Consider the following 25,292-nt stretch of genomic DNA (forward strand, 5'->3'; position numbering starts at 1 on the left):
TTAATACATACTAATCATCCGAAACCTTTAAGTAATAACCCACCCCACGTCGAGTCATTAAAATTTGTGGATGGCTAGGCGTTTCTTCAATCTTTTCACGAATTCGTCGAACCGTTACATCAACTGTCCGAACATCACCGAAGTAATCATAACCCCAAACAGTTTGCAACAAATCATCGCGCGTCATTACTTGTCCGATATGTTTAGCCAAATGGTGTAACAATTCGAACTCTCGATGGGTTAATTCAATATCTTCACCATCTTTAGATACAATGTATGCATCTGGATGAATAACTAAAGAACCAACTTTAATGTCACTACTATCATCGATTGTCGTTTGCGAACTATTTGTGGAGCTTTGCCGGCGTAAATTAGCCTTAATCCGTGCTAGAAGCTCCCGATTTGAAAATGGCTTAGTGACATAGTCATCTGCACCCATCTCCAAACCCAAGACTTTATCAATTTCTGAATCCTTAGCAGTAACCATAATTACAGGAACCTGAGAAACTGCACGAATCTGACGCAAAACCTCAGTCCCTTCAATTTCTGGCAACATCTGATCCAAAAGAATCAAATCAGGTTCAGTTTCTTCAAACATTTCTAATGCGGCACGACCGTCCATTGCAACTACGACGTCATACCCTTCTTTAGTTAAATTAAATTTTATGATATCCGAAATCGGCTTTTCATCGTCAACAACGAGAATTTTACTCATATTTCATATCCTCTCGTAAATAAACTAGTATGTTAAATTATATCATGAATCCGGGTCACTCTAAATTAATGATACATTAAAGGGGAATAAAAACAAGTGGCCCTACTTTTCTTGAATAAATACCGCGCTTCTACCAGCCTAATAAACTTAAAATGCGTTTTTATCACCAGAGTGTATTCCGCTGGCTAAGCATACATTTCTAAAGATTAAAAAAAGCACCTGGCTATAAAACTAACCAAGCGCTTTTATAGATGGGCAGTCAGGGGCTCGAACCCTGGACCCACGGATTAAGAGTCCGTTGCTCTACCAACTGAGCTAACTGCCCATATGTTATTTCTCAACAACAGATAATAATATACTGCAAATCACCAGGCATTGCAAGCATTAAACAAATAAAAAGTGCTTAGTAGTTAAAAACTACCAAGCACTTACTTATGGGCAGTCAGGGGCTCGAACCCTGGACCCACGGATTAAGAGTCCGTTGCTCTACCAACTGAGCTAACTGCCCATGCGTTATCTTTTAAACAACGAATATAAATATAGCATATTGAACCAAAAGGAGCAAGTCATTTTAATAATGCGTACAAAAAAAGCCGAATAAAAATTCGGCTTTAATCATTTTAAAGATCTTAGTCTTCCGCAACGAAAGGCAAAAGACCCATGATACGAGAGCGCTTGATAGCTGTCGTAACTTTACGTTGGTTCTTAGCAGATGTACCCGTAACACGACGAGGCAAAATCTTACCGCGTTCTGAGATGAAACGCTCCAACAATTCAGTGTCCTTGTAGTCCACATATTCAATGTGGTTGGCTGCGATGAAATCAACCTTACGACGACGGCGAGGGCCGCCACCACGACGTTGTTGTGCCATGATATATTCCTCCTGATAGACTTTTATTGAACGATCTGTTAATTAGAATGGTAAATCGTCATCAGAAATATCAACTTCTTGACCGCCACCAAATGGATCATTATTTACTGGGGCTTGTTGGTTAGCGTTACCACCAAACGAATTGCCACCATTTGATGCTGGTGCACCAAATGGATTGCTATCCGTCTGAGAATTATAACCACCATTGTTACCAGCAAAATTATTGCTTGTTCCTTGGCTACCACGACGAGCTTCACGATCAGCACGACTCTCAAGGAAGGTGAAGTTATCCACTACCACTTCCGTAATATATCGACGTTGACCACTCTGATCATCATATGAACGGGTTTGAAGACGTCCCTCAATTCCAACTAAAGAACCTTTACTAAAGAAATTAGCAAAATTTTCTGCTGGTTTACGCCAGATAACGGCATTTATGAAATCGGCCTCACGCTCTCCATTGGCGTTCGTATAAGAACGATCAACAGCTAACGTAAAAGATGCTACAGCTGCGCCTGATTGTGTATAACGCAATTCAACATCACGTGTTAAACGTCCAGTCAAAACAACTCGATTAATCATTGAGGTACTCCTTTCTAATGATAAAAACCACTAATTTCCAGTGATTTAAACTTACTTAGCTGATGCAAAATCGCGCTTAACGATCATGTGACGCAAGATATCAGCTGAAATCTTTGCCAAACGATCAAATTCGTTAATAGCAGCATCGTCAGTTGCTGTGAAGTTTACCAAATGGTAAGTACCCTCACGGTAACCAGCAATTTCGTATGCAAAACGACGTGATGACCAGTCTTTTGACTCAGCCACCGTTGCACCGTTGTCCGCCAAGATAGTGTCGAAACGCTCAACCAATGCCTTTTTAGCATCAGAATCCATGTCAGGGCGAATAATGTACGTTAATTCGTATTGTGTAGGCTCCATTGTATTTTCCTCCTTTTGGTCTATGGCCGAAAATTTCGGCAAGAAGTATCACCGAGCCAAAACTCGATATTACTCACAATTAAATATTTTACACGTCTAGCATCGAATTAGCAAGAAATTAAACTAAACCATATTGGTCCCCTTGCTATAATATGATACAAAGAAAGCCACAAGCGACTAATCGCTCTGTGGCCTTCACACATCTTTTACTTAGGACTATGGAAACGGGTCTTAAATAGGGTTGAAACTGCTTTATTTTCATTGATGCGCTTAATTGCTTCACCAATTAAATCAGCCGTTGTAACCTGCACTAGCTTAGGAAACTTCTTCTCCTCAGGTAGGTTGATTGAATCAGTTACAATAACTTGTTCGAAAGCTGATTCTTGCAAGACTTCCTTAGCATGCCCTGAGAACACTGCATGAGTTGCAACAACATAAACTTCAGCAGCCCCTTCATCTTTAAGCTTTTGTGCCCCTTTACTAATCGTTCCACCTGTATCAATCATATCATCAATCATAATAGCTCGTTTACCTTGCACATTTCCAATGATATTCATAATTTGTGCGACATTAGCTTTTGGACGACGCTTATCGATGATTGCAATTGGTTCGCGTGAACCCAGTAACTCTGCTAAAGCACGTGCCCGTGTTACACCGCCATGATCAGGTGATACAACCACCGTATTTTCATTGGCAATACCACTCGTTAATAGATAATCCGCCAATAAAGGTGCGCCTAGCATGTGATCAACTGGAATATCAAAGAAACCTTGAATTTGCGCGGCATGCATATCCAAAACTAAGACCCGAGTTACGCCAGCATGCTCTAGCATATTTGCCACTAACTTAGCCGTAATTGGCTCACGTGACCGTGCTTTACGGTCTTGTCGTGCGTAACCATAATAAGGCATAACAACATTGATTGTTGCCGCACTAGCACGACGTAAAGCATCAATCATAATCATTAATTCCATCAAATTATCATTTACCGGTGCTGACGTTGGTTGAATGATATACACATTGTCACCACGTACTGACTCTTCAATATTAATCTGAATTTCACCATCAGCAAAACGAGCAATATTTATCTTCGAAAGTTCAACGCCAATTGAAGCTGCAATCTTTTCTGCCAAAGGGATATTACTACTTAGTGAAAAGAGCTTCAAATGTGGATCCGCGTAGGTCGCCATAGTGTCCTCCAATTTATGCCAGGCTTGTCCGGCCATTTCTATTCTTACTACCCATTGTAACAAAAAAAGCAAACAAAAAGCCACCGCAAGCGGTAGCTTTCTGTTGGATATTTTGAAACAAATCATCAGAGCTTAATATAAGTCGTTCAAAAGTTCCTTAATTTCGCTCAAACGTGGTTGGCGTGGGTTACCAGGCGTGCATTGATCATCGTAAACCAAGTCAGTTAGCTTATCGATTGAGTTAGTCAAAGCATCCTTAGTAACACCGTTACCTGACAATGTAGTATTAACATCAAGCGCAGCGGCCAAATCCTTAATCTTTTTCAACAAAGCATCAACCAAAGCTGCATCATCCTTACCCTCTAAGCCAATATGGCGGGCAATATCTGCATAATCCTTTTGAGCTGTGTATGTCTCATAACGTGGGAATGGCGTACGCTTAACATTACCAGTTACCGCATTAAACTTAATGACATGTGACATGGCAATTGTAATCGCCAAACCGTGTGGCAAACCGAACTCACCACCAATTTTGTGGGCTAATGAGTGATTCAAGCCCAAGAAGGCGTTAGCAAATGACATACCTGCCAAAGTTGCTGCATAGTGAACCTTTGCTCGGGCAATCTGACCTTCCTTAGTTGGATGTGCTGGATCGTAGTGATATGACGTCTCCAAGTTATCAAAGATGCACTTGATTGCTTGGAGTGCCCATGGACGAGTGAATTGTGATGACATCACTGAAACATATGACTCTAAGGCGTGTGACAAAGCATCTAGACCGGAGAAGGCCACAGTACGCTTAGGCACCGTCATTACAAATTCAGGGTCAACAATCGCAACTTGTGGTGTCAACTCATAGTCAGCCAATGGGTACTTAACGTGAGTTTCGTCATCAGTAATAACCGCAAATGGTGTTACTTCTGAACCAGTTCCTGAAGTCGTTGGAATCGCAACCAACTGCGTCAAAACTTGGTGGTCAAACTTAACGATTCGCTTACGAATATCCATAAACTTTTGGGCCATTTGTTGGAACAATTCCTTCAAAGCACGGTCATCATCCAAGATACCTTCATGACCAGGTTGTTGTGCATATTCATAGATAAAGCGACCAACCTTACCAGCATCAAGGGCTGATCCACCACCGATAGTAATCACAGTATCAGGTTGGAATTGAGCCATTTGACGGGCAATATCGATTGCTTGCTTCAAAGTTGGATCTGGTTGAACCGTACCATACAATGACGTCTTAATCACTGTCTCGTGCAAGGCAAATTGATCCAAGACCTTGTCAACGAAGCCAAACTTAACCATACCAGGGTCGGCAACGATAAAGGCACGATCAACACCTGGTAATTCTTGTAGGTAAGTAATTGCATTACTTTCGTAGTAAATATTGTTAGGAATCCGAACCCACTGTGGTCGGTTACGACGACGGGCAACAGTCTTAATATTTAGCAAATCGTAAGTAGATAGATTATGTGACAATGAATTCTTCCCCCATGATCCTGTTCCAAGCGTCAATGATGGGCGCAAAGCATCCGTGTAAATATCACCAACACCACCAATTGAGTCTGGTTGGTTAACCAAAATACGAGCAACACCAATTGCATCTGCATACTCTTTGACAAATGGATCGTCTTGAGCACCGATTTGAATTGCTGCATTGTGCCCAGCACCTTGATAGTTCAACAAACTTTGAACAATTTCGATACCTTCTTGTCGATCAGCTGCTTTATAAACTGACAACAAAGGACTCAACTTTTCAGATGACAAAGCTTCACCGATGTTCTTCTTATCCAACTCAAAAAGCAAAACATCTTTGTCAGCTGGAATCTTTACGCCAGCATTCTTAGCAATCCATTGACCTGACATTCCAGCAACTGGTCCAGCGACACCGAAACCTTCGGCGTTTGGCTTAAAGACAAAGTTAGCAATCTTATCATAGTCGCGCTTTGGTGTTAGATAAGCACCTTGGGCTTGTAATTTAGCCATAAATTCATCATAAACAGAAGCATCGATTACAACTGAGTTTTCAGTCGCACAGATCATACCATTATCAAAACGCTTTGATAACAATAAATCTTCAACAGCCCGGTTAATATTGGCAGTCTTATCAATGTAAACAGCTCCGTTTCCAGCTCCGACACCCATTGAAGGGTTACCAGAACGTAGGGCGGCATTAACCATTGAAGGACCACCAGTTGCCAAAATTGAGGCAATCTTTGGGTTTTGAATCAAAGCACTAGTTCCATCAAGTGATGGTGTCTCAATCCATTGGATAAAGTTCTTAGGTGCACCAGCTGCAACGGCTGCTTCATACACAATCTTTGCAGCATGTGATGATGACTTTTGTGCTTGTGGGTGGAAGGCAAAAACAATTACGTTTCGTGTCTTAGCTGTAAGCATTGACTTAAAAATTGCCGTTGAAGTTGGATTAGTTGTTGGTACAATACCAGCTAAAATTCCAAGTGGTGCGGCTAATTCAACCTTACCAGTTACACGATCTTCATTGATAACGCCAACTGTCTTATCTTTTTTGATTGCATTGTAAACTGATTCAGAAGCAAAACGATTCTTTGTATCCTTATCTTCAACAACCCCACGGCCTGTTTCGGCGTAAGCCTCATGGGCCAATAGCAAAGAGTTCTCTGAACCTGCTAGAGCCATTGCTGCGACAATCTTATCAACTTGTGCTTGACTATAAGTTGAGAATTCTTTCAATGCAATTTCAGCCTTGTCGACCAAAGCTGAAGTCATTTCCTTGGCTGCTTCAAAGCGAGCGGCCTTCTCTTCTGCTGTTAAAACTTTCTTCTTAGGTGCGGTAGCTTCTGCCATGAAAATTTCTCCTTCGATTTTCACTATATTTGTTTGCTCATTTATTAACATGATTAGTATAACATTTCACAACATCTTGTCAATACCTCTTATAAAAGAGATTAAATCTCTTTCAAACACCAATAAAAAGCATATGAATGCGTTTCCATAAGAGTGATAACAATCACAATATCAAATATATTTTAAAGAAATGAAAGAATCGGTTACCTTTTTCAAAAAAAGCTAGCTATTTACCAAATTTGAAGCCGCTTTTCTGGTGCTAACCACATACCATCTCCTGCTTTTACATCAAAAGCAGCGAAAAAGTCATCAAAATTCTGCACTTGCAGATTAACCCGGAGCTCAGCCGGTCCATGGACATCTGATTTAGCCAATAGCTGCATATATTCTGGTCGCGCCTTCATCCGCCAAATCTTTGCCCAACTTTCAAAAAATGCTACGGCAGAAAAGTCGGCATCCTGTTTGGCCGCCGCTAAAGCTGCTGCCAACCCACCAAGATCAGCAACATTTTCAGAAACCGTTAGTTTCCCATTAACTTTTGCCCCATAAGAATCTTGTCCATCAAACTGTTCAACCATCAGCTGAGTCCGCTCTTTAAACGCAGCATAATCAGCTTCTGTCCACCAATTATTTAATGAACCATTCTCATCAAAGGAAGCACCATTTGTATCAAAAGCATGTGAAATTTCATGGGCTATCACTGCCCCAATTCCACCGTAATTGGCTGAGGATGACTGATCTAAGCTATAAAAAGGCGCTTGCAAAATTGCAGCTGGGAAAACAATCTGATTCTGTTGTGGGTCATAATAAGCATTAACTGTATGTGCTGCCATATGCCATTCACTACGGTCAACTGGCTGATGCCATTGCGACCAATGATAGGCTAGTTCCTTTTGACGCAACTGCATGATATTGTCAAACAATCCTAGTTCTAAATTAATGACCTTATTTGCATACCGAGCAGGTAATTTATCAGGATACCCAATGTGAGGGACAATCGCATCCAATTTAACAATCGCTTTTTGCCGGGTCTCAGGTGCCAACCAGTCTGTTGCTGCTAAGCGTTGCTTGTAAACATCAATCATTGTTTCAACCTTGGCTTCAACATCTTCTTTAGCTGTAGATGAGAAATACTGCTTTGCGTACCAAAGTCCCAATGCCTGCTTATATGGCCCGGCTGCTAGATAATAAGCTGCTTTACGTGAGCTCATTGCCACTGGTGTACCACTCAAAGCACGACCATAAGCACCGCCTAAGACCCGCAATTCATCGGAAAGTAAACTGGTAAAACCGGTCATCACGCTAACTAGCAAGTAAGCTTTCAATAATGGCCAAGCTGCTTCTGAGTAAAACTCTTCGGCTGCTTGCCAAAAACGTTCCTCTGGTACCACAATCATATCTGGTGTCGAACCCAATAAGCTAGCAACTATTTCTTCAAAGGGTAACATGGGAGCCAAAGCGGTAAATTCATCCCATTGATATGGATGATATAGCTTTGCGTATTCAGAACTCTCTTCATTACTCAAAACAACTGTTGCAATCCGCGCATCAAAAGCTAGCGTTTTATCCAAGAGGTCTGCAATTTCACCAGCCGTTAGCTCATAGTGTTCAAGAATCTGGCGTTGACTCTCACGCCATTGCTCCAATAAAGCATCACCATCAGCAGTACCGTAATAGCTAGTATCTGGCAAAATTGTTCCTAAGCCCTCAGCCCAAAGAACATTGGTCCGTGCATCCTTAAAATCTGGTGCAATTCCAAGAGGCAAAGCATTTGGCAAAGCAGCTTGTTCAAGTTCAACCATATCAGCAGCAAAATCAGCAAATGAATTATAGGCCTGATAACGTTTGATTAAGGGTAATATCGGCTTAACACCCTCGGCATTACGTTTTGGATAATCACTAGCTAGTTTATGCAGTTTAATAAAATTCTCAATGTATGGATCTTGGTTAACCAAGGTACCAGCTTGCCATTGGTCTGTTGTCGTCAACATTAAGTCTTCAATGGCATCAGCTAGATCAGAAAAGCCACCAGTCCTTGGCTTATCATCTGGAATAACAGCTTGACTCGCCCAATTGGCATTAATTGCTTGATAAAAATTCTCGTTTTTCCTGTTCATCGGATTTTTCCCCTTTATCATTATGTTTTTGTGTTATAATCGTATGGAAGCTTTGGTTTAACTTTCGTAAACACATTGTATAAACTTAATCTTCTAAAACAGATAGTCTAACCAGCTATCTGTTGGGTCTAACCAACCCCTAACCTACTCCTAATTCTACTCTCCCAAGTAGAATGCTAAAGCGCCTAGCAGTAATTTGCTAGGCGTTTTTTGCTTAATACATAAATCCTAACTTTAGAAAAAAGTTGAAATAGAATCTCTATTTCAACTTACAATCCAACTATTTAATTGTGGTAATTAATGTTTTCTTTCATCAATGGCACCAAACTTCTCAAATAATGGTGTTCTTTGCCAAAAATCAGGTTTGGTTGTCTGTCGAGCACGAGCAATCCCCATTGCATGCAGCGGCAAATCGTCAGTAATCGTTGATCCAGCTGCTGTGATTGTTTCATCTGCAAGATGTACAGGAGCAATCAACTTCGTGTTTGAGCCAATAAAGGCACGATCGCCAACTGTTGTTGCATGCTTATGAATACCATCATAATTGACAAAAATCGTCCCAGCGCCAATATTTACCTCACGGCCAATTTCTGCATCCCCCGCATATGACAAATGACCCATTTTTGAATCTTTTCCTAAGCGAGCATTTTTCAACTCAACAAAATTACCAACATGTGCCCCAGCTTCCAAAATTGCCTTTGGCCGCAAATGAGCAAATGGTCCAGCATCACTATTAGTTTGCATCTGTGCTTGATCTAAACGGCTAGCGTCAATCACAACATTATCCTCAATGACTGAATCAACAATTCGTGACCCAGTTGTAATCGTTACGTGCTTGCCAATGACACTCTTACCTTTAATGTAGACGTTGGGTTCAATTATTGTATCTGAGCCAATCTTTACGTCAACATCAATGTAGGTATTGGTAGGATCAATCATTGTTACACCATTTCGCATATGCTGTTCATTAATGCGTTTGCGAATAACAGCGTTTGCTTGTGCCAAAGCAACCCGATCGTTTACTCCCATCGACTCATCAAAGTCAGCCATCGTAAAGGCACCAACAGTATGCCCAGCATTACGTAAAATTTCTAAGGTATCTGGTAAATAATACTCGCCTTGAGCGTTATCATTTTTAACTTCTCTTAATGCTGTAAATAATAGCTGATTATCAAAAGCATATACCCCAGTATTAACTTCATTAATCGCTTGTTCTGCTACATTTGCATCTTTTTGTTCAACGATTCTGAGCACATCACTACCATCAGCTGTCCGAACAATTCGCCCATAGCCCTTTGGATTAGGCGCTAAGGCTGTTAAAACAGTTACAGCATTACCGCTCTGCGCATGGTAATCAAATAAACTGTTAATCGTATCAACTGTGAATAATGGTGCATCCCCAGACATAATAATCGTTGTTCCAGTGCTATCACCAAGAATTGGCTCAGTCATCCGGATTGCATGAGCAGTTCCTAATTGTTCTTTTTGTTCAGCAAATTCTGAACGACCAGCCAATAGCTCAGCAACGGCGGCCCCACCATGGCCAACCACAGTCACAATTCGATTAGCACCAGCAGCCACTGATGTATCTAAGACAAGCTCAACCATTGCCTTACCACCAACTTGATGTAAGACCTTTGGTAAGTCTGACTTCATCCGAGTCCCCTTGCCAGCTGCTAAAATAATCACATTTCTGTTCATGCTTCTCTCCCACTAACTAATTGATTGAATTACCTTGGAAAATCTCGGTGTGGTAATTACCAGCTTGAACCTTAATGACACCTTCATCGGTATTCGTATCAACATGGATTAACGAAGTATATTTATCGATTACTCGTTGATCCACACGTCCCTCAGCTACAACCGCTACACCGACCGTGGTTCCTTCAAATTCCTTGACCAAAGAAGCCATTCCACGAATTGTACCACCGGCCTTCATAAAGTCATCGACAATTAATACCCTTGAGCCCATTGGCAAAGAGCGTCGTGATAACTCCATCTTTTCTAACCGTTGTGATTGGCCTGTAACGTAGTTCACAGACATTGTTGGTCCTTCAGTCACCTTAGTATCATTTCTGACAATCACAAAGGGAACATTTAGCTGTTCAGCGACTGCTTGCGCTACCGGTACACCCTTTGTAGCAGCTGTCATTACTGCATCAATTGGTTCATGCAGGTATTGGGTCGCAATTAGTCGACCAATCCGTTGCAAAAACCAAGGTTGCCCCAACAAATCAGATAGATATACATATCCACCAGGCAAAACCCGTGTCTCATCATCAATCGCATTAACCAAAGAAGCCACAAACTCTCGAGCATGCTCCTCTGTCATATATGGTGTAAATCGTGTTCCCCCTGTAGCACCGGGGATTGTTTCGAGCAAGCCAATTCCCCGCTCCTGAAAAGTCCGCTTCAAAATCGTTAAATCTTCCGAAATTGATGACTTTGCACTTTCATATAATTCAGCAAATTGCGTCAGCGACACTAAAGTCCGTGGTCGCTCTAATAGGTAACGCGTCATGTCCACTAATCGATCACTTCGCCTTGTTTTCATACCTTAATCCTCGAACGTTCGTAAATTTTTATAATAATGAGAATATTATAGCACAATCGTTCAATTTATTATGATTTTAGACCTGATAACCCGAAATATACTTTTACAAAGCGAATAATTTACTGCAAACTTTAAATTTTAAATCCACAAAAAAACAGCCTGGTAAGTAAAATACCAAACTGTATCACTTGCTAACGATTTTTCTTGCCAATATTTAATTAGCGCAAAACATTATTTTTCTTTTTATAGTAGTAAAAGACCGGTAATCCTAGCAAAACCATGACCAAAGAAATTGAGACTCCTAAAAAGTCACTAACAATTGTTGAATATAAAACAAAAATTGCTCCAAAGATTGCAATCAATGGTGTTAGTGGAAATAAAGGTACCTTAAACAAGGTATCGTTAGTTGCCAACGGATCCTTTTCCGACTTCTTCCGCAAAATAAACACCCCAAAGAAAGCAGCTGTATAAAAAATCCAAATTGCAAAAATTGCCAAATCAGATAGTCGATCAACGCCGTCAGTATAGAAAATTGCTAATAGAATAGCTAAAAGGCCAACGGAAACAATTGAATTTGTTGGCACTTGCGTCCGCTTTGTTAAACGTCCTAAATACTTTGGAAAAAGACCATCTTGTGCCATAGCATAAGCCATTCGAGGAAAGGCTAACATCTTACCATTTAATGTACCCAACATTGAGATAATTATTCCCAAACTCAATGCTCGACCACCAAAGTCACCAAAGGCAGCTTGAGCAACTGCAAAGGTTGTGTTGTTTTGCAATTTTACAATTTGATTGGCTGGTAGTGCGTGGAATACCCCATAAGTAACACCAACATAGGCAACTACGACAATTGATACTCCAAAAATTAGTGACCGTGGTAAATCACGGCGTGGATTCTTCATTTCACCAGCAATATTTGCTAGCAAGATCCAACCATCATAAGCAAACAATGTCGCCAAGATAGCTACACCAAAACCACCATTTGTACTAGCTGAAACTTGATGAATTGTTTGACCTAAAGCATCAACTTTACCAAAAAAGAGGCCGTAACCAATCAAAACAGCGATTGGGATTAACTTGATTGAGGTTGTCAAAACTTGGAAAGCGGCTGACACTCGGTTTTCCAAGGTATTAATCCCAACAATGAAGGCAATATAAATTACGGCAATCCAACTCGCATCGCCAGTAGATAAGCCAAAAAAATTAGCCGTTAGAAAAGCCGCGTAGCCGGCAATTGCCGCAATAACGGCTGGTGCATAAACAATTACTTGCATCCAACCTGTCAAAAAGCCAGCAGTTGGTCCATAAAGTGATTCAATATAGGAATAAAGTCCACCTGTTTTAGGCAAACGTGCCCCCACTTCAGCAATTGATAGCGCAGCAGCTAAGGTAATCACTCCACCTGCTAACCAAGCTAGTAAGGCAGTTGTTGAGTTTCCAGCATCCTGTAATACTCCAGCCTGCTTAAAGAAGATTCCCGAGCCAATTACTGTCCCAATTACCAACGCTAACCCGGACCAAATGCCCATTGAGCGTTTCAATTCTATCTCTTCCTGCATATCACACACTCCTATATATAATGTCTACAAAATAAAACCACCCTACCGCTGTTAGCGATTAGGGTGGTTGAGAACCAACTCCTGATAAGCGTTACACGAAAACGCCCAATCACTAACATGTGAATGAGTATGAACGATTATCATCATTGGTATCGACTAAAATTGCATATTCAAAAATCATAATCGCGCTCCTTTTTCGTGTAATTAATTATAACATGATTAGAATTTATCATATTTATCCGCTCATTACAAGGGGTATTTATTAATAGCTCGATTAATTATCGAACATTAACCTGTAATGTGTCATAAAAGTTCGTCAAATAGTCAGTTGAAACAAATCACTTACTATTTTTTATAATTTTCTCATAGTTTTCTAAAATATTTTCTAAGACTTCAGTTTGCACTTTATGGGGCAAAAACCGCCCCATGGGCACAAAATCATGCCGTTGTTTGAAGGGTAAATCCTGACTTGCCAGCAAGACAACCGTAAGATTATTTTCGGTTAGAAATAATTGTCCTGGACCAGATAAACGTCCCTTAGTATGTTTACCTATTCGCCAAGTGTGAAAATCACTTGCCATCAATTCCGTCTTACTTGGTACAAAGTTTCCAGTGTTATCTTGTTGTACAACAAGACCAACCAAGCTAGCCGTTTTATATTTATCAACCATTATCTAACTTCCTTACAAAAATTTAATCAAGCCAACGCCCACCAACATAATAATTATTCCAATAATTTGAGCTGGTACTACTCGTTTCTTAATTGAATGCCACCAACCAAATTGTTGAACTAAAATTGAGCCTGTGATTTGCCCTAACAACCCCATCATTATCGTCATACCAGCTCCAATGTGCGGTAACGCAATAACTGCCGTTAGCACAAATAGAGCACCTAAAAACCCGCCTAACCAATTCCAAGGTCGTGTCTGCTTTAACTCCTGCCAACTTACCATACGACGTTCAACTAGATAGGCAAGTATTACGATCAAAATCGAACCTAACCCAAATGAAATTAAAGTTGCTTGGACAGGTGACGCCAAAACCACTCCTAAGTGTCCATTAATCGCTTGCTGTATCGCACCAAAACCACCAATGATAACCGCCCATACCTGCCAAAGCCAAATTTTAACATCTTTTGCTTCATCATTCAAAACTACTACTCTATTCCCTAGGTTTGGTACAACTACCGCAATGATAACGCCTAAAAATAGAGTTACTATTCCGGCTAACCGCCAAAAGCTCAATGCTAAGACTGGACTGTTAAACCAACCAAAAGTATCAATAAAAATTCCCATAACAATCTGGCCTAGCATAGGCAAGATAACAGTTTGAATCGCCCCAATTTTTGAAAACAAAAGAATATTTGATGTTAAGTAAATAAGCCCTAATACACCACCCAGCCAAAGCCACCATGGTAACTTAGCTAAAACCGTCCAGCTTGGGAGAAGCTGTCCAGTCTGTATCCAAGCAATCACCGCTAAAAAAACTGTACCAACAATAAAGGAAATTGCAGCAGCAATAAAAGGTGAATGAACAATCCCCCGTAAGTCAGCATTAATTGGGCTTTGATTTGCTAATAAGAACCCCGCAATCATCGCCATACTCATAAAGATTAACATAAAACAGTTCACCTTCCCTTACTATATATAAGCAATTATACCAAGTGACAACTTATTGGCAAAGAAAAAGACGTACATAACCATACTCGGTTATGTGCGCCTCAGGCTCAAATTGTTTAATTCGTGTAAGTTAAACTTTTAATCACATTGCCATTGGTATCAGTTACATTAATAACCACTTTAGGATTACTTGTTCCTGCATCTTTCATTGATGTTAATAACTTATCGGCCATTTGTTGTACCTGGTCACCATTAGTCGTCATTGCCGTGCTAACCAACAAAGGGCTCAATTTTGATGAACTAACATCATAGGTTACCGTTGATCCATTCACATTAGCTGTTGCATCATCAATTAAACCATTACTAGCACTAATCAAAGTTTCTTTTCCACTGTTCAAGCGGTCAGCAATCTCATTTGGTGTACTTGGTGCTAGTTTAACATCAGCTAACTTACCTGCCTTAGTCACTGGAGCTGCTTTGGCAACAATCGAAGCAGCCTTATTAGCAATGATATGTCGCTCAAGCTGTACCCCTGCAAAGGCTACCAAAGCCAATACTACAACAAAGACTCCAAAGCCACTCCAAAAATGGCGATGCTTTTTTTGTTTATTCTTATCGCTACTCATATTCCCTCCAAAATCAAATAAAAATATCTATTATCGGTTAAAAATATATATCCTTCTACATTATACTAACATTTTTATTTAAAGGTAATTTAAAGTCCCAAAATTGGATTGTAAAAAAATAACGATAAATTAGCATCTGCTAATTTATCGTTTTTGTAAGACTAGGATGCTAATTACTTAGCTTCCAACTCTGCCTTACCCTTGGCCCATTGTTGAATGTTAACAACTTCTGCCGTACGAGCTGCACGTGCTGAATCGTAAGATACAGGACGCTTCTTAGCCCATGAATTGTATGGTGACTTAACAGCCATGTCATTTACCTCCATTATGTTATCGATAACTGTAATAGTATACCGGCAATCCTACCCCACGTCAAATTTGCCTAGTTAAAAATTAATTTTTACGGTCCAAAACCTTAATTTCTTCGCCAGCAACAATTACGTGGTTAGCAATATTAATAAATAGACCATGCTCAATTACGCCAACTTGTTGCGCTAACCAATCTGCTAGCTCAACTGGATTTTCAATCTGATCCAAGTGCAAATCAATAATATAGTTACCATTATCAGTAACAACGGTTTCACCAGCTGCATCCTTACGCAAAACTGGGTGCAAATCGGCCTTGGCAAAAAGTTCAATCAAATGACCCACACCATAAGTTACCACTTCAACTGGTAGCGGGAAACCACCAAGTGGATCGGCCAACTTTGTTTCGTCAACAATCCAGATGTTTTGCTTAGAATTAATTGCAACAATTTTTTCAAAGAGTAAGGCTGCACCACCACCCTTAATACCATCAAGCTGTTGGTTAACTCGATCGGCACCATCAATTGTTAAATCAATATTCTCAACCGCATCAAGGTCAACAATCTTAATTCCTAAGCTAGTTGCTTGCTCAGCAGTACGGTTTGAAGTCGTTACCCCGATAATATCAAGACCTTCATTCTTAACGCGTTCTGCAAGTGCATCAACGAAGAATTTAACCGTTGAACCAGTTCCTAGGCCAACTGTCATTTTGTCCTCGACTAAACTAGCCGCATACTTACCAACTTGCTTTTTTTGCTCAACAATATCCATATTATTCACTCCAACTTTAGATTTTCGCTTAACTAATTTAACTTTCTGTCCTTATATTTTAAATTTTATCACAAACTAGCACTCCACTAAAACGTTTTACTCAAATTTTATTCCAACAAATTAATTTAATTAAATCTATAAAATAATAGCCCCCTAAATTATATCCAATTTAGGGGGCTATTATTCTAATTAGCTTAATCGCTTAAAACGATGTTCATATAATTCATGAAGCGTTCCAGATAACCAGGAACATCAACCTCAACGGCGGCAAAGTTCGTCTTGTGTGTATCACGCAAACGCTCTGGGTCACCAATCGTACGACCATCTTCGTGCGTTACTTGCATATTGATTCCAAGTAAGGTCACTAACTTTGGATCAACGGCAACACCAACCGCAAGTGGGTCATGCAAAGCTGCCCCATCATGATTAATATCCAAACGATCGTAAGCATCGATATAGTAATCAAAGATATCGGCAAAAATTTGCCCCTTCTTGCTTCCTAAATCACGCCAAACTTGTGTCTCCTTCTTTGTCAAAAGGGTCTGCAAGGTTACGTCCAATCCAACCATGACTAAGTGCTTAGCATGTTTGAAGACATAGTCAGCTGCTTGTGGATCTTGATTAATATTTGCTTCCGTATATGCTGTAACATTCCCTGGAACAACTAAAGCACCACCCATCAAGGTAATATTACCAATCAAGTCAGCAATGCTTGGATCTTTTTGCATCGCCAAAGCTAAGTTAGTCAAAGGACCTGTTGGTACGATGATTAAATCTTCACCATATTCATGTGCGGCCTCAATGATAAAATCAACTGCATGTTTTGCTTCAACTGGTCGCGCCGCCTTTGGTAATTCAACTTCACCAATTCCGTTACGACCATGAATTGCCATTGAAATTTCCATGGTTGCAAAGTCATCTGTTGTACTAGAATGACTCTCACCCAAGAAAACTGGCACATCGCTAGCATCCAATAGCTCAAGCAATTTCAAACTATTCTCAGCGGCAGTATCCACCAAAGTATTTCCATAAGAAGAAACAATACCAATTAAATCTGCATCTGGGGTTGCCAAGGCATAAGCTAAGGCCAAGGCATCATCAACTCCCGTATCCAAATCCAAGATCATTTTTTTAACAGCCATTATCTGTCTCCTATTAAACTGGCATATTGCCAACTTGCTCAATGAACCACTTATTAAAGAATTCAGCATCAATATCAAGTCCAATTGCTACATTGCTTGTATTTTCATCATGCCAACGATTCTGAAAATCCCAAACAGTTGCGCCAATAGCTGGACCGTCAACCACAACATCGATATTACCGGCCTCAGTCTTAATTGCAGCTGGATTCAACGCATACAAAATCGTATTGACATCGTGCATTGGCTTACCGCCAGCAGCTTGATCTGAATACTCACCAATAATCGCTTTTAACATTGCACCAGAACGGCCCATCTTAGCAATTGTGTCCAAGGTTGCCGGCGTAATTAGCGCCTTCAATGTCACGTCCAAGCCAATCATTACCTTAGGCAATGAACTCTCAAAGACAATTTTAGCGGCATCTGGATCTGTAAATACATTAAATTCAGAAACTGAGCTAGTATTACCAGCTGAGACCGTACCACCCATCATAATTAGCTGTTCGATTTTAGCAAAATCCTCAGGGTATTTTTGAATAAATTGGGCAATATTCGTATATGAACCAGTTGCAATCAAAGTGACCGCTTCATCGGCAGCTTGTAGCACCGTGTGAATTGCTTCGACCGCATCTTGCTCAATTGGCTTTGTCGTAACTGGTGGGAAATCATAACCAGGCATTCCAGAAGCACCATGAATATAAGAAGCATCTTCGAATTGTTTCTTCAGAGGTGCCTTCGCTCCAGCAGCGACTGGAATGTCCTTACCAAAAAACTCTAACAACTTCAGAGTGTTGTTGGTTGTCTTATCTACAGAAACATTTCCAGCAACTGTCGTGATCAACTTTACATCCAAATCCGGGTTATTAACGGCGACTGCAATTGCAGCAGCATCATCAATTCCTGGATCCATATCCAAAATAATCGACTTCATTTTCGACTCCTTCAATTAGCTTGTTCAGCTTACCAAACAAATAATCCAGCAGCGGCAGCTGACAAAAGTGATACCAAAATACCTGACAAAAGCATAAATGGTACGCGCTTTGAGATAAAGTCACTCTTTTCCTTGGTAACAAGACCCTTAAAGGTTCCGATAATCATTCCAACAGTTGAGAAGTTAGCAAATGATGTCAAAAAGACTGACAAAACAACTGCGGCGTGATGATTAGCAAACAATCCCTTACTTGCCATAATATCCTTTGAAATCTCACCCATAACAACGAATTCATTCGTAACAAGCTTTGTTCCCATGAATTGAGCAAGTTGGAAGGCATCATGTACATTGAACCCAAGCAACCAAGCAAATGGGAACATGATAACTCCGAAGATATTTTGCAAAGTCAACCAGTCTAGACCAGTTAGTGAGAACAATTGGTTAATCAAAGCAGCCAAAGCGACGAATGACATAACAGTTGCGGCGATGATTAGAATTAGCTTTCCACCACCAAGGATTGAATCACCCAAGAATGAGAAGAAAGGCTCTTTTTCACCATTTTCGCTACCAATTGAGGCAATTACATCTTCTTCTGCACTAACCTTAACTGGGTTCAAAATTGAAGTAATAACAACTGCACCCAAAACATTCAAAGGTACCGCCATCAAAACATAATCCCCAGGAATCATCTGAACATAGGCACCAATGATAGCAGCCGTAACACAGCTCATTGACATCATAGCCAAAGTATAATTACGACGATCTGACATTGTGTCCAATTGGTGCTTAGATACGGCCAAAACTTCGGTGTTTCCCAAGAACATCATTTCAATTGCGAAGAAAGACTCATACTTAGGTTGTCCAGTAATAAATGACAAACCACGACCAATCCACTTGATGATCCAAGGCAATACTCCGATATAAGTCAAAATATCAAACAAAGGAACAATCAACAAGATTGGTAGCAAAGCAGACGTAACAAAGTTAGGTCCACCATGATTAGCTGTCAACCAATCTGGTAGAGCAAAAGCAATACCTTGATTAGCAACTGCGACTAACCATGTAAAACCATCAGCGGCTCCCTTAACAATCGCTTGACCAGCTGAGAAATGGGTAAAGAACCAAGCTAGTACTAGTTGTAAAACAACCACCACACCAACAGAACGCCAATTGATGTTTTTCTTATCATTTGAAAATAGATAAGCAATACCTAAAAATATAAAAATACCAAGTATATTAATTGCAATGTACATATCGTTACTCCTAAACATAACTTTACTAAAACGTTTTACTCTGATACTATAACATAGTAATAATGCTATTGAAAGCGGTTTACGATATTTATTTTATCATGTTTTATGTACAAGGTGGTCTACCATGAGAAAAACTTTAGTATTTTGTTCTTCTATCATTGATGTAATTCAAAAAAGGATTTACCCAGACAAAGCGACACCTTTATCGAAACAACTATTGCCAATTTGGTGACTGATTATTTAAATATCAAAGCAACAATAGAAATTGCCTAACCCAGCAAATTCAATTGTGATATCTTAACCTGTTGCAATCCCTGCTAACCCCATAGCAAGCAAAGCCCAGGCTAGTATTAATGCTTAAAAATATCTAATCTAGGAGCAACCCCCACATTATGTCTTATCTACTAACGCTTTTTGCTGGACTTCTTTTAGCAGCCCAAAGCCCCCTTTCTGTCAACCTCGGTCGTAAGTTGGGCTCACCAGTTTTGGCAAGCCTGATCACCTATATTCTAGGTACTATTGAGTTCGTCATCTTACTGTTATTTATGCACGTTGACATCCCACAGCTAATTACTAATGCCTTCACTAAGGGCTTTCCTTGGTCAACCGGTGGCCTTTTGGGTGCCATCTATATCACTAGCATTATCGTATTATTTCCTAAACTTGGTCCCATCAAAGCGGTTATCTATCCAACCCTGGGTCAGATTTTATCAGGAATATTAATTGATTCCTTTGGGCTCTTCAAAATGCCAACTTCTCCCATGAACTTAATCAAGTTCTTTGGTTTGTTATTGTTAGTCGCTGGTGTGATTTTTTCAGCCTACAGCCCAAAACAAGCTCAAAGTAATCACCCGGTTCAAGACCGGCTATACTCAGCTTGGGCTTTCATTGCCGGAATCCTTTCAACCTTGCAAAGCATCTTTAATGCTAATCTAGGGGCTAAATTAGGTAGTCCAATTGGCGCAACCTTTATTGCCTTTCTCTTCGGAACTGTTTTATTAATTCTAGTCGTCTTAATCATGCGCCAGGTTACACCTAAAACTTTGCTAATGGGGGTTACTTCACCGCTGGGTTGGACTACGGCCACTTTAGGCGCAATCTTTGTCTTAAGTATGACAATCCTCACTCCGCTGCTTGGCCCTGGTCTAACTGTATCAATCACCCTAATCGCTACAATGATTGTGTCCGCCGCCATTGAACATCTAGGGTTATTACAGGTCATGAAAAACCGCATTTCTCGCCAAAAAGTCATTGGCATCATCATCTTTATTGTTGGTATTATCCTAATCAAAGTAATTGGTTAAATTAGTGCCTAAATCAAAGCGATTGCAAATTTTTGCAGTCGCTTTTTGATTATCCCAACTTGTAATCTTGTAAAAATATCATAACTTATTTATACTTGAAGCATTATGATAATAACAAATAATATTTTTCCAGCCTTCACTTGGTCACAAATCCACGAAATGGATGAAGCTGATCGAAAATGGCTCCATACTGACCAAGAAATTCCACATACAATTTTAAATTATGCAATTGATCCCTATGAAAGCGCCCGAATGGAATATGCCGAGCAATCTAATCTAGCTTTAATGATTTTTGATGTTGTAACCCCCACCTCAAATCGTGCGACAACTGAGCCAGTTAGTTTCCTTTTTAACCACGATGGTAAACATCTTTATACTTTTACCCGCCGAGAAACCGCCTTTGTTAATCCATTAATCACAAATTTAGCCAGTGATAGTGAACACCCAATCGACCAACTCCAACCTTTAGATGTAATTTTGCAAATTGCTAATCAACTCACTAAGCAATTCATGACGACTGTTTTAGATATTAATCGTCGGCGCAATCCCATCCAAAGTGAAATTCGCCGGGTAAAGCATACCCAACGAATGATTGATAATCTAATGGACCTGCAAACTGCACTAATCTACCTGGGCAATTCTATAACAACCGATTTAGACTTAATCAATAATTTAAGTAACCACGAAGCAAAATATCTAACCGTTGAACAACAAAAACATCTTAATGATCTACAAATCGAGCTAAAACAAGCACTTGATGTTGTAGACCTTTCACATCAAGTTACTGATTCAGTTTCGAATGCCTATGAAAACGTTGCTAATTCTAACCTAAACTGGACGATGAAAATTTTGACGGTTTGGTCAATTATCCTAACCGTTCCAACTATCGTTTCTGGTTTCCTAGGCCAGAATGTCCCTTTCCCCCTGTATAATGTAAATGGCGACTTTGGTTGGATTTTCTCAATTATTATTACGCTGCTCTTAATGGGCCTGACCACGTTCATTCTTTGGCTAACTGGCTTCTTGCGTAAGTAAAATACTAATTGCATATAAAAAACCGCTTGTCTTTTAAGACAAGCGGTTTTATTTTAACGACCTAAAATACGCTTAAGGCCAGTATATAAAGCATAACTAAATGGTTTAACTGGTAAGATGAATTGACCATAACGCTTTTCAACTCGTCCACCAAAGCCAACCTTAAAGTTCAAGACCCCATCACTACCATCAAAAATCCCTGAAATTCCATAGAAATTATAGCGAGGGATTTTATGTTCAAGGGCAAGCTGCATCATATGATCTTGCAAAGCATAAGGACCATAATATTGCTTATACTCATCATATGTCCCTGAATAGAGATAGGTCATTTCATTTGGTGTTTCTAGGAAGACCGCCCCAGCAACTACCACTTTGTTGGCCGCTGCCTGAGTTTGCATTATCTGCGCCTCATCAATTCGTTTAATGTGCTGGTTCATTTGGTCGGTAAACTCACGCTTCTGATTTGCCGCTTTTTTATTATTTGGATTATGTGCCAAACGTTCATCTAACTGTGCCAGCTTCTCTGCTAACTCATCACGACGCTGCTCTTGCCCAGCAATAAAGGCAGAAAAATCCATTTCGACAAAATAAAAATGAACCTGATCGCCAAAAGCATCGTAAAGCCTTTCATAAAAATCAAGACTCTTATCATGGTAATTTAATCGATCAGCCGTATGTTGGGTCAACTGCTTAAAAGCTGGCAAATCAGCTTTTTGTAGTGGTCGTATTGTAATCCCAAACTGCACAGTTTTCTTTAGATAATACTTACCATCTTTTTCATAGCTCTTGCGTAGCGCAGCAACTGGATCTTCCGCATGTTCAATTGGCCGTAAATCTTTTGCAAACTGCCACATTGGCGCTGTTGCCGTTGACCAACCCTGTTCGACGGCTTGGTGTTGATAACCTAGACTTTTAAGTTGTCCTAACAAATGAGTTTCTTGCTCATAGTCAGTCAACATTTCACCATCACTTGTGTAGGTTTGCCAAATATTATTAGGCATTACCGATAGATAAAGCGCACCTTTTTGGTGGGCGTATTGCTTTAATTCAGTGAAAAAGGCTGTAACCAGCTCCGGCTTACCAAAATCAAGTAACGGTCCACCGTCCAATTGCATTAATTTCCCAAAACGGACTGGGATTGAAGTCACAATTGCTGCTGCAACCACTTCATCGTCTAAACGCAGTCCAATCATCTTAACTTCCCAATCACGCCCTGATAATAATTTGACGTAAGCACTGGTCAAAGTAAAATTTCCTTCAACGTGTTGCAAAGCGAAGGCATCAAATTCTTCTGCTGATAGTTCTAAAAATTCATAATTATCCATTTTTTGTTTCTGCCCTCTTATTATTAATTAAGCTAGTCTAATTCTAGCACAAACCACCTAATAAGCACCTTGACTAACTTATACCATAAAAAAATTCTTGAGCAGTAAAGCCCCTTACTTTTACATTGGCCTTACCACTCAAGAATTTTTCTATTTAAGATGCAAGCGTTGCGCTAAAGCAGTTGCTCGTGCACCAAACATTTCATAGCCTAACTTTGTTTTTAATGTTGCGATTCCATAGATTAACAATCCAATAAAACCACCAAACAAGGTAATCAACAAGTTGCCTAGACGATCTGTATCAGCCACAAAATAAGCTAATGTACCTACAACCGGCCAAACAACTAAGTATAGAACCAAACTCCAGGTTAGCATCGTCATCAAAGGATAACTAAATTCTTGCCAAGAAATTGGGTACTTTTTAACTAAGCGCCGTACAGCAAAGAACAGACCGACTGCAAAGGCAAAAATTGTCGCCATCAAGGGGCCAATTCCAGCCAACCAGATGGTTAACGGAACTTGCAAGACTAATTTTACAACTATAATAATTGCTAACAAACGTAACGTATACCGTAAATCACCAACACCTTGTAAAATTGCCAAGATAACCATGTACATCCCCAAAAATATCGCTGTATAAGAAGCATATTGTAAAATCAATACGCCGTTAGTCACATCACTGGCTCCGTAAAATAAGATATAAAGTGGTCGTGCGACAGCTGCCATACCTAAAGTTGCCGGCAACATGACAAATGCCAATAACTTTAATGCGTATTCAATTTGTTCGGCAATCACTTGTTTATTTCCAGCCGTCCGAGCCCGTGCAAGCATCGGTAAAGCTGTTTCAGACATTGCCACAGCTAATGATACCACTAGCATTACTAACTTGTTTGAATTGAAAGAGAACTGCGCAAACATATTATCAATCAAATCATAACTAATTGAGGTAAACGAGCGCATGATATGAAAGAAAGTATATTGATCAATTACCTGCACCAATGAAATTGCCGAACCGGCCAAAACAATCGGTAGGGACTGACGTGCCATGCGAGCCAAAATATTGGCACTTGGTACAACAGTATCATCAGCATTATCAATAGTCCTTAAACTCTTACGACGTAAAACAATCCCAACTAACAAAACGATAATCCCAGCCAAAGCTCCCCAGAAAGCTGCCAAGGTTGACTGGACCGTAGCATCAACCCAATTTCCATGACCCACAACCATAATCCAATAGGTCATACCAAGCATGTAAGCCACGCGAATCAATTGTTCAATAAACTGTGATAATGCCGAAATTCCCATAAACTCAAAGCCTTGAACATAACCACGAAGCATTGACAGAATTGGAATAATCAAGACAGCCGCTGCTAGAGCATGCAAGACCGGCACAACATTGGTATGTCCTTGTGAAAGCAGGGGCGCTAATACATAGAGCAGCCCACCAACCACTAACCCTAAAATAGCACCTAAAACTAAGGAAGAATGGTACACCTTGCGCACCATACGCAATTGCTTTTTAGCATGGTATTCAGCAACCAACCTAGATAATACATTTGGTAAACCAGCCGTTGCAATAATTAGAAAGACGCTATAAATTTGATATCCTTGTGCATAAAGTGAATTCGCACTAGTTGAATAGGTAGCACCAATCATTGCTACCCAAGGAATAATATAGAGCGCACCTAAGATTCGTGATGCAATTCCACCAATCGTCATCCAAAGCGACCCGCGCAACATCCGACTGCTTGCTGATTGTTGCTTTTTTAACTCATGCCGTTCTTCTTGCCTCCGAATTGTCCCCTGCTCAGTACCCACTTCATCCGGCGCATAAGTTGCAAGAGAAGCCTGGGCAAGCAATTGTGCTTGTTCCTCTAAGCTTGTCGCTTCTTGCTCACTAGGTATTTGAGCTGAGTGTTCAGCAAGTCCTACTTTATTTGTTGGATTAGTCAAATGGGGAATTGGCTTAGCAAATGGGTCTGGTACTTCGACAACCTCAATTTTTGCATCATCTGTCTGAGGAACTGCTGTCCTATCACTTTTAATTGCATGGTCAACGATTCCATCCGGCTTCGCACCAATAATTTCATTTACCGGCACCCCATCAAGCAAAGCACGTAACTCTTGATACGTTAAATCACGGCGAAAAGGGGCTTGTTCCGATTGCGGTTGGTGTTCATCATCTGCCATTTTCCG

General features: G+C 40.2%; 22 protein-coding genes and 2 tRNA genes. 2 read left to right on the plus strand and 22 right to left on the minus strand.

Going from position 1 to position 25,292, the window contains the following annotated elements:
- Positions 1 to 10 precede the first annotated feature (10 nt).
- From yycF to TT13_RS05115, 20 genes are all read right to left on the minus strand, one after another.
- Positions 11 to 715 (minus strand): response regulator YycF, encoded by a 705-nt coding sequence (gene yycF / locus TT13_RS05025; protein ID WP_027698990.1) that lies wholly within the window; start codon positions 713 to 715, stop codon positions 11 to 13.
- A gap of 252 nt (positions 716 to 967) precedes the next feature.
- Positions 968 to 1,040 (minus strand) — tRNA-Lys (locus TT13_RS05030).
- Positions 1,041 to 1,150: 110 nt separating this feature from the next.
- A tRNA-Lys gene (locus TT13_RS05035) sits at positions 1,151 to 1,223 on the minus strand.
- Between the two features lie 121 nt (positions 1,224 to 1,344).
- The gene (rpsR, locus tag TT13_RS05040; RefSeq protein ID WP_027698991.1) at positions 1,345 to 1,587 is read right to left on the minus strand and encodes a 30S ribosomal protein S18; all 243 of its coding nucleotides are present in this window, start codon (positions 1,585 to 1,587) and stop codon (positions 1,345 to 1,347) included.
- A gap of 42 nt (positions 1,588 to 1,629) precedes the next feature.
- Positions 1,630 to 2,169 carry a single-stranded DNA-binding protein gene (ssb, locus tag TT13_RS05045; RefSeq protein WP_027698992.1) on the minus strand — a complete coding sequence of 180 codons (540 nt, stop codon included), beginning with the start codon at positions 2,167 to 2,169 and terminating at the stop codon, positions 1,630 to 1,632.
- A 51-nt stretch (positions 2,170 to 2,220) separates the two neighbouring features.
- On the minus strand, positions 2,221 to 2,529 hold the full coding sequence (gene rpsF, locus TT13_RS05050) for a 30S ribosomal protein S6 (protein ID WP_027698993.1): 309 nt from the start codon (positions 2,527 to 2,529) through the stop codon (positions 2,221 to 2,223).
- A gap of 206 nt (positions 2,530 to 2,735) precedes the next feature.
- Positions 2,736 to 3,719, minus strand: coding sequence for a ribose-phosphate diphosphokinase (locus TT13_RS05055; protein WP_027698994.1), 984 nt, complete (start codon positions 3,717 to 3,719; stop codon positions 2,736 to 2,738).
- Positions 3,720 to 3,851: 132 nt separating this feature from the next.
- Positions 3,852 to 6,554: a bifunctional acetaldehyde-CoA/alcohol dehydrogenase gene (adhE, locus tag TT13_RS05060; protein WP_027698995.1), complete on the minus strand. Its 2,703-nt coding sequence runs from the start codon at positions 6,552 to 6,554 to the stop codon at positions 3,852 to 3,854.
- 230 nt (positions 6,555 to 6,784) lie between these two features.
- Positions 6,785 to 8,671 carry a M13-type metalloendopeptidase gene (locus TT13_RS05065; protein ID WP_027698996.1) on the minus strand — a complete coding sequence of 629 codons (1,887 nt, stop codon included), beginning with the start codon at positions 8,669 to 8,671 and terminating at the stop codon, positions 6,785 to 6,787.
- Positions 8,672 to 8,968: 297 nt separating this feature from the next.
- Positions 8,969 to 10,372, minus strand: a complete 1,404-nt coding sequence (gene glmU, locus TT13_RS05070; protein ID WP_027698997.1) for a bifunctional UDP-N-acetylglucosamine diphosphorylase/glucosamine-1-phosphate N-acetyltransferase GlmU — start codon at positions 10,370 to 10,372, stop codon at positions 8,969 to 8,971.
- A gap of 16 nt (positions 10,373 to 10,388) precedes the next feature.
- A complete protein-coding gene (gene purR, locus TT13_RS05075; RefSeq protein ID WP_027698998.1) occupies positions 10,389 to 11,225 on the minus strand; it encodes a pur operon repressor in 837 nt (278 codons plus the stop codon).
- Between the two features lie 218 nt (positions 11,226 to 11,443).
- Complete coding sequence (locus tag TT13_RS05080; protein ID WP_027698999.1) at positions 11,444 to 12,787, minus strand: APC family permease; 1,344 nt, start codon at positions 12,785 to 12,787, stop codon at positions 11,444 to 11,446.
- Between the two features lie 338 nt (positions 12,788 to 13,125).
- Positions 13,126 to 13,458, minus strand: a complete 333-nt coding sequence (locus tag TT13_RS05085) for a DUF7671 family protein (RefSeq protein ID WP_027699000.1) — start codon at positions 13,456 to 13,458, stop codon at positions 13,126 to 13,128.
- Positions 13,459 to 13,470: 12 nt separating this feature from the next.
- Positions 13,471 to 14,406 carry a DMT family transporter gene (locus tag TT13_RS05090; RefSeq protein ID WP_027699001.1) on the minus strand — a complete coding sequence of 312 codons (936 nt, stop codon included), beginning with the start codon at positions 14,404 to 14,406 and terminating at the stop codon, positions 13,471 to 13,473.
- Positions 14,407 to 14,522: 116 nt separating this feature from the next.
- Positions 14,523 to 15,032, minus strand: a complete 510-nt coding sequence (locus tag TT13_RS05095) for a hypothetical protein (protein ID WP_052348542.1) — start codon at positions 15,030 to 15,032, stop codon at positions 14,523 to 14,525.
- A 173-nt stretch (positions 15,033 to 15,205) separates the two neighbouring features.
- The gene (locus tag TT13_RS11280) at positions 15,206 to 15,343 is read right to left on the minus strand and encodes a hypothetical protein (protein WP_190279624.1); all 138 of its coding nucleotides are present in this window, start codon (positions 15,341 to 15,343) and stop codon (positions 15,206 to 15,208) included.
- Between the two features lie 82 nt (positions 15,344 to 15,425).
- Positions 15,426 to 16,109: a ribose-5-phosphate isomerase RpiA gene (gene rpiA / locus TT13_RS05100; protein ID WP_027699003.1), complete on the minus strand. Its 684-nt coding sequence runs from the start codon at positions 16,107 to 16,109 to the stop codon at positions 15,426 to 15,428.
- Positions 16,110 to 16,303: 194 nt separating this feature from the next.
- Positions 16,304 to 17,251, minus strand: a complete 948-nt coding sequence (locus tag TT13_RS05105; RefSeq protein WP_027699004.1) for a nucleoside hydrolase — start codon at positions 17,249 to 17,251, stop codon at positions 16,304 to 16,306.
- A gap of 13 nt (positions 17,252 to 17,264) precedes the next feature.
- Positions 17,265 to 18,179: a ribonucleoside hydrolase RihC gene (rihC, locus tag TT13_RS05110; RefSeq protein WP_027699005.1), complete on the minus strand. Its 915-nt coding sequence runs from the start codon at positions 18,177 to 18,179 to the stop codon at positions 17,265 to 17,267.
- Between the two features lie 29 nt (positions 18,180 to 18,208).
- Positions 18,209 to 19,432, minus strand: a complete 1,224-nt coding sequence (locus tag TT13_RS05115; RefSeq protein WP_027699006.1) for a NupC/NupG family nucleoside CNT transporter — start codon at positions 19,430 to 19,432, stop codon at positions 18,209 to 18,211.
- A gap of 392 nt (positions 19,433 to 19,824) precedes the next feature.
- On the opposite strand from TT13_RS05115, the gene TT13_RS05120 reads away from it, so the two are divergent.
- Positions 19,825 to 20,736 (plus strand): DMT family transporter, encoded by a 912-nt coding sequence (locus tag TT13_RS05120; RefSeq protein WP_027699007.1) that lies wholly within the window; start codon positions 19,825 to 19,827, stop codon positions 20,734 to 20,736.
- A 105-nt stretch (positions 20,737 to 20,841) separates the two neighbouring features.
- Entirely contained in the window at positions 20,842 to 21,771 is a 930-nt protein-coding gene (locus tag TT13_RS05125; protein WP_027699008.1) for a magnesium transporter CorA family protein, read from the plus strand.
- Between the two features lie 53 nt (positions 21,772 to 21,824).
- Here TT13_RS05125 and TT13_RS05130 read toward each other — a convergent pair whose 3' ends face one another.
- Both TT13_RS05130 and TT13_RS05135 read right to left on the minus strand, forming a co-directional pair.
- Positions 21,825 to 23,096: an aminoacyltransferase gene (locus TT13_RS05130; RefSeq protein ID WP_027699009.1), complete on the minus strand. Its 1,272-nt coding sequence runs from the start codon at positions 23,094 to 23,096 to the stop codon at positions 21,825 to 21,827.
- A gap of 150 nt (positions 23,097 to 23,246) precedes the next feature.
- On the minus strand, positions 23,247 to 25,286 hold the full coding sequence (locus TT13_RS05135) for a putative polysaccharide biosynthesis protein (protein WP_027699010.1): 2,040 nt from the start codon (positions 25,284 to 25,286) through the stop codon (positions 23,247 to 23,249).
- Positions 25,287 to 25,292: the final 6 nt, after the last annotated feature.

The sequence above is a fragment of the Weissella oryzae SG25 genome (genome assembly GCF_000691805.2).
GTDB classification, from domain to species: Bacteria; Bacillota; Bacilli; order Lactobacillales; family Lactobacillaceae; genus Weissella; species Weissella oryzae.

Coding starts and splice junctions, on each gene's coding strand:
- yycF (WP_027698990.1), bottom strand. CDS start 715: ATGAGTAAAATTCTCGTTGTTGACGATGAAAAGCCGATTTCGGATATC.
- rpsR (WP_027698991.1), bottom strand. CDS start 1,587: ATGGCACAACAACGTCGTGGTGGCGGCCCTCGCCGTCGTCGTAAGGTT.
- ssb (WP_027698992.1), bottom strand. CDS start 2,169: ATGATTAATCGAGTTGTTTTGACTGGACGTTTAACACGTGATGTTGAA.
- rpsF (WP_027698993.1), bottom strand. CDS start 2,529: ATGGAGCCTACACAATACGAATTAACGTACATTATTCGCCCTGACATG.
- TT13_RS05055 (WP_027698994.1), bottom strand. CDS start 3,719: ATGGCGACCTACGCGGATCCACATTTGAAGCTCTTTTCACTAAGTAGT.
- adhE (WP_027698995.1), bottom strand. CDS start 6,554: ATGGCAGAAGCTACCGCACCTAAGAAGAAAGTTTTAACAGCAGAAGAG.
- TT13_RS05065 (WP_027698996.1), bottom strand. CDS start 8,671: ATGAACAGGAAAAACGAGAATTTTTATCAAGCAATTAATGCCAATTGG.
- glmU (WP_027698997.1), bottom strand. CDS start 10,372: ATGAACAGAAATGTGATTATTTTAGCAGCTGGCAAGGGGACTCGGATG.
- purR (WP_027698998.1), bottom strand. CDS start 11,225: ATGAAAACAAGGCGAAGTGATCGATTAGTGGACATGACGCGTTACCTA.
- TT13_RS05080 (WP_027698999.1), bottom strand. CDS start 12,787: ATGCAGGAAGAGATAGAATTGAAACGCTCAATGGGCATTTGGTCCGGG.
- TT13_RS05085 (WP_027699000.1), bottom strand. CDS start 13,458: ATGGTTGATAAATATAAAACGGCTAGCTTGGTTGGTCTTGTTGTACAA.
- TT13_RS05090 (WP_027699001.1), bottom strand. CDS start 14,406: ATGTTAATCTTTATGAGTATGGCGATGATTGCGGGGTTCTTATTAGCA.
- TT13_RS05095 (WP_052348542.1), bottom strand. CDS start 15,032: ATGAGTAGCGATAAGAATAAACAAAAAAAGCATCGCCATTTTTGGAGT.
- TT13_RS11280 (WP_190279624.1), bottom strand. CDS start 15,343: ATGGCTGTTAAGTCACCATACAATTCATGGGCTAAGAAGCGTCCTGTA.
- rpiA (WP_027699003.1), bottom strand. CDS start 16,109: ATGGATATTGTTGAGCAAAAAAAGCAAGTTGGTAAGTATGCGGCTAGT.
- TT13_RS05105 (WP_027699004.1), bottom strand. CDS start 17,251: ATGGCTGTTAAAAAAATGATCTTGGATTTGGATACGGGAGTTGATGAT.
- rihC (WP_027699005.1), bottom strand. CDS start 18,179: ATGAAGTCGATTATTTTGGATATGGATCCAGGAATTGATGATGCTGCT.
- TT13_RS05115 (WP_027699006.1), bottom strand. CDS start 19,432: ATGTACATTGCAATTAATATACTTGGTATTTTTATATTTTTAGGTATT.
- TT13_RS05120 (WP_027699007.1), top strand. CDS start 19,825: ATGTCTTATCTACTAACGCTTTTTGCTGGACTTCTTTTAGCAGCCCAA.
- TT13_RS05125 (WP_027699008.1), top strand. CDS start 20,842: ATGATAATAACAAATAATATTTTTCCAGCCTTCACTTGGTCACAAATC.
- TT13_RS05130 (WP_027699009.1), bottom strand. CDS start 23,096: ATGGATAATTATGAATTTTTAGAACTATCAGCAGAAGAATTTGATGCC.
- TT13_RS05135 (WP_027699010.1), bottom strand. CDS start 25,286: ATGGCAGATGATGAACACCAACCGCAATCGGAACAAGCCCCTTTTCGC.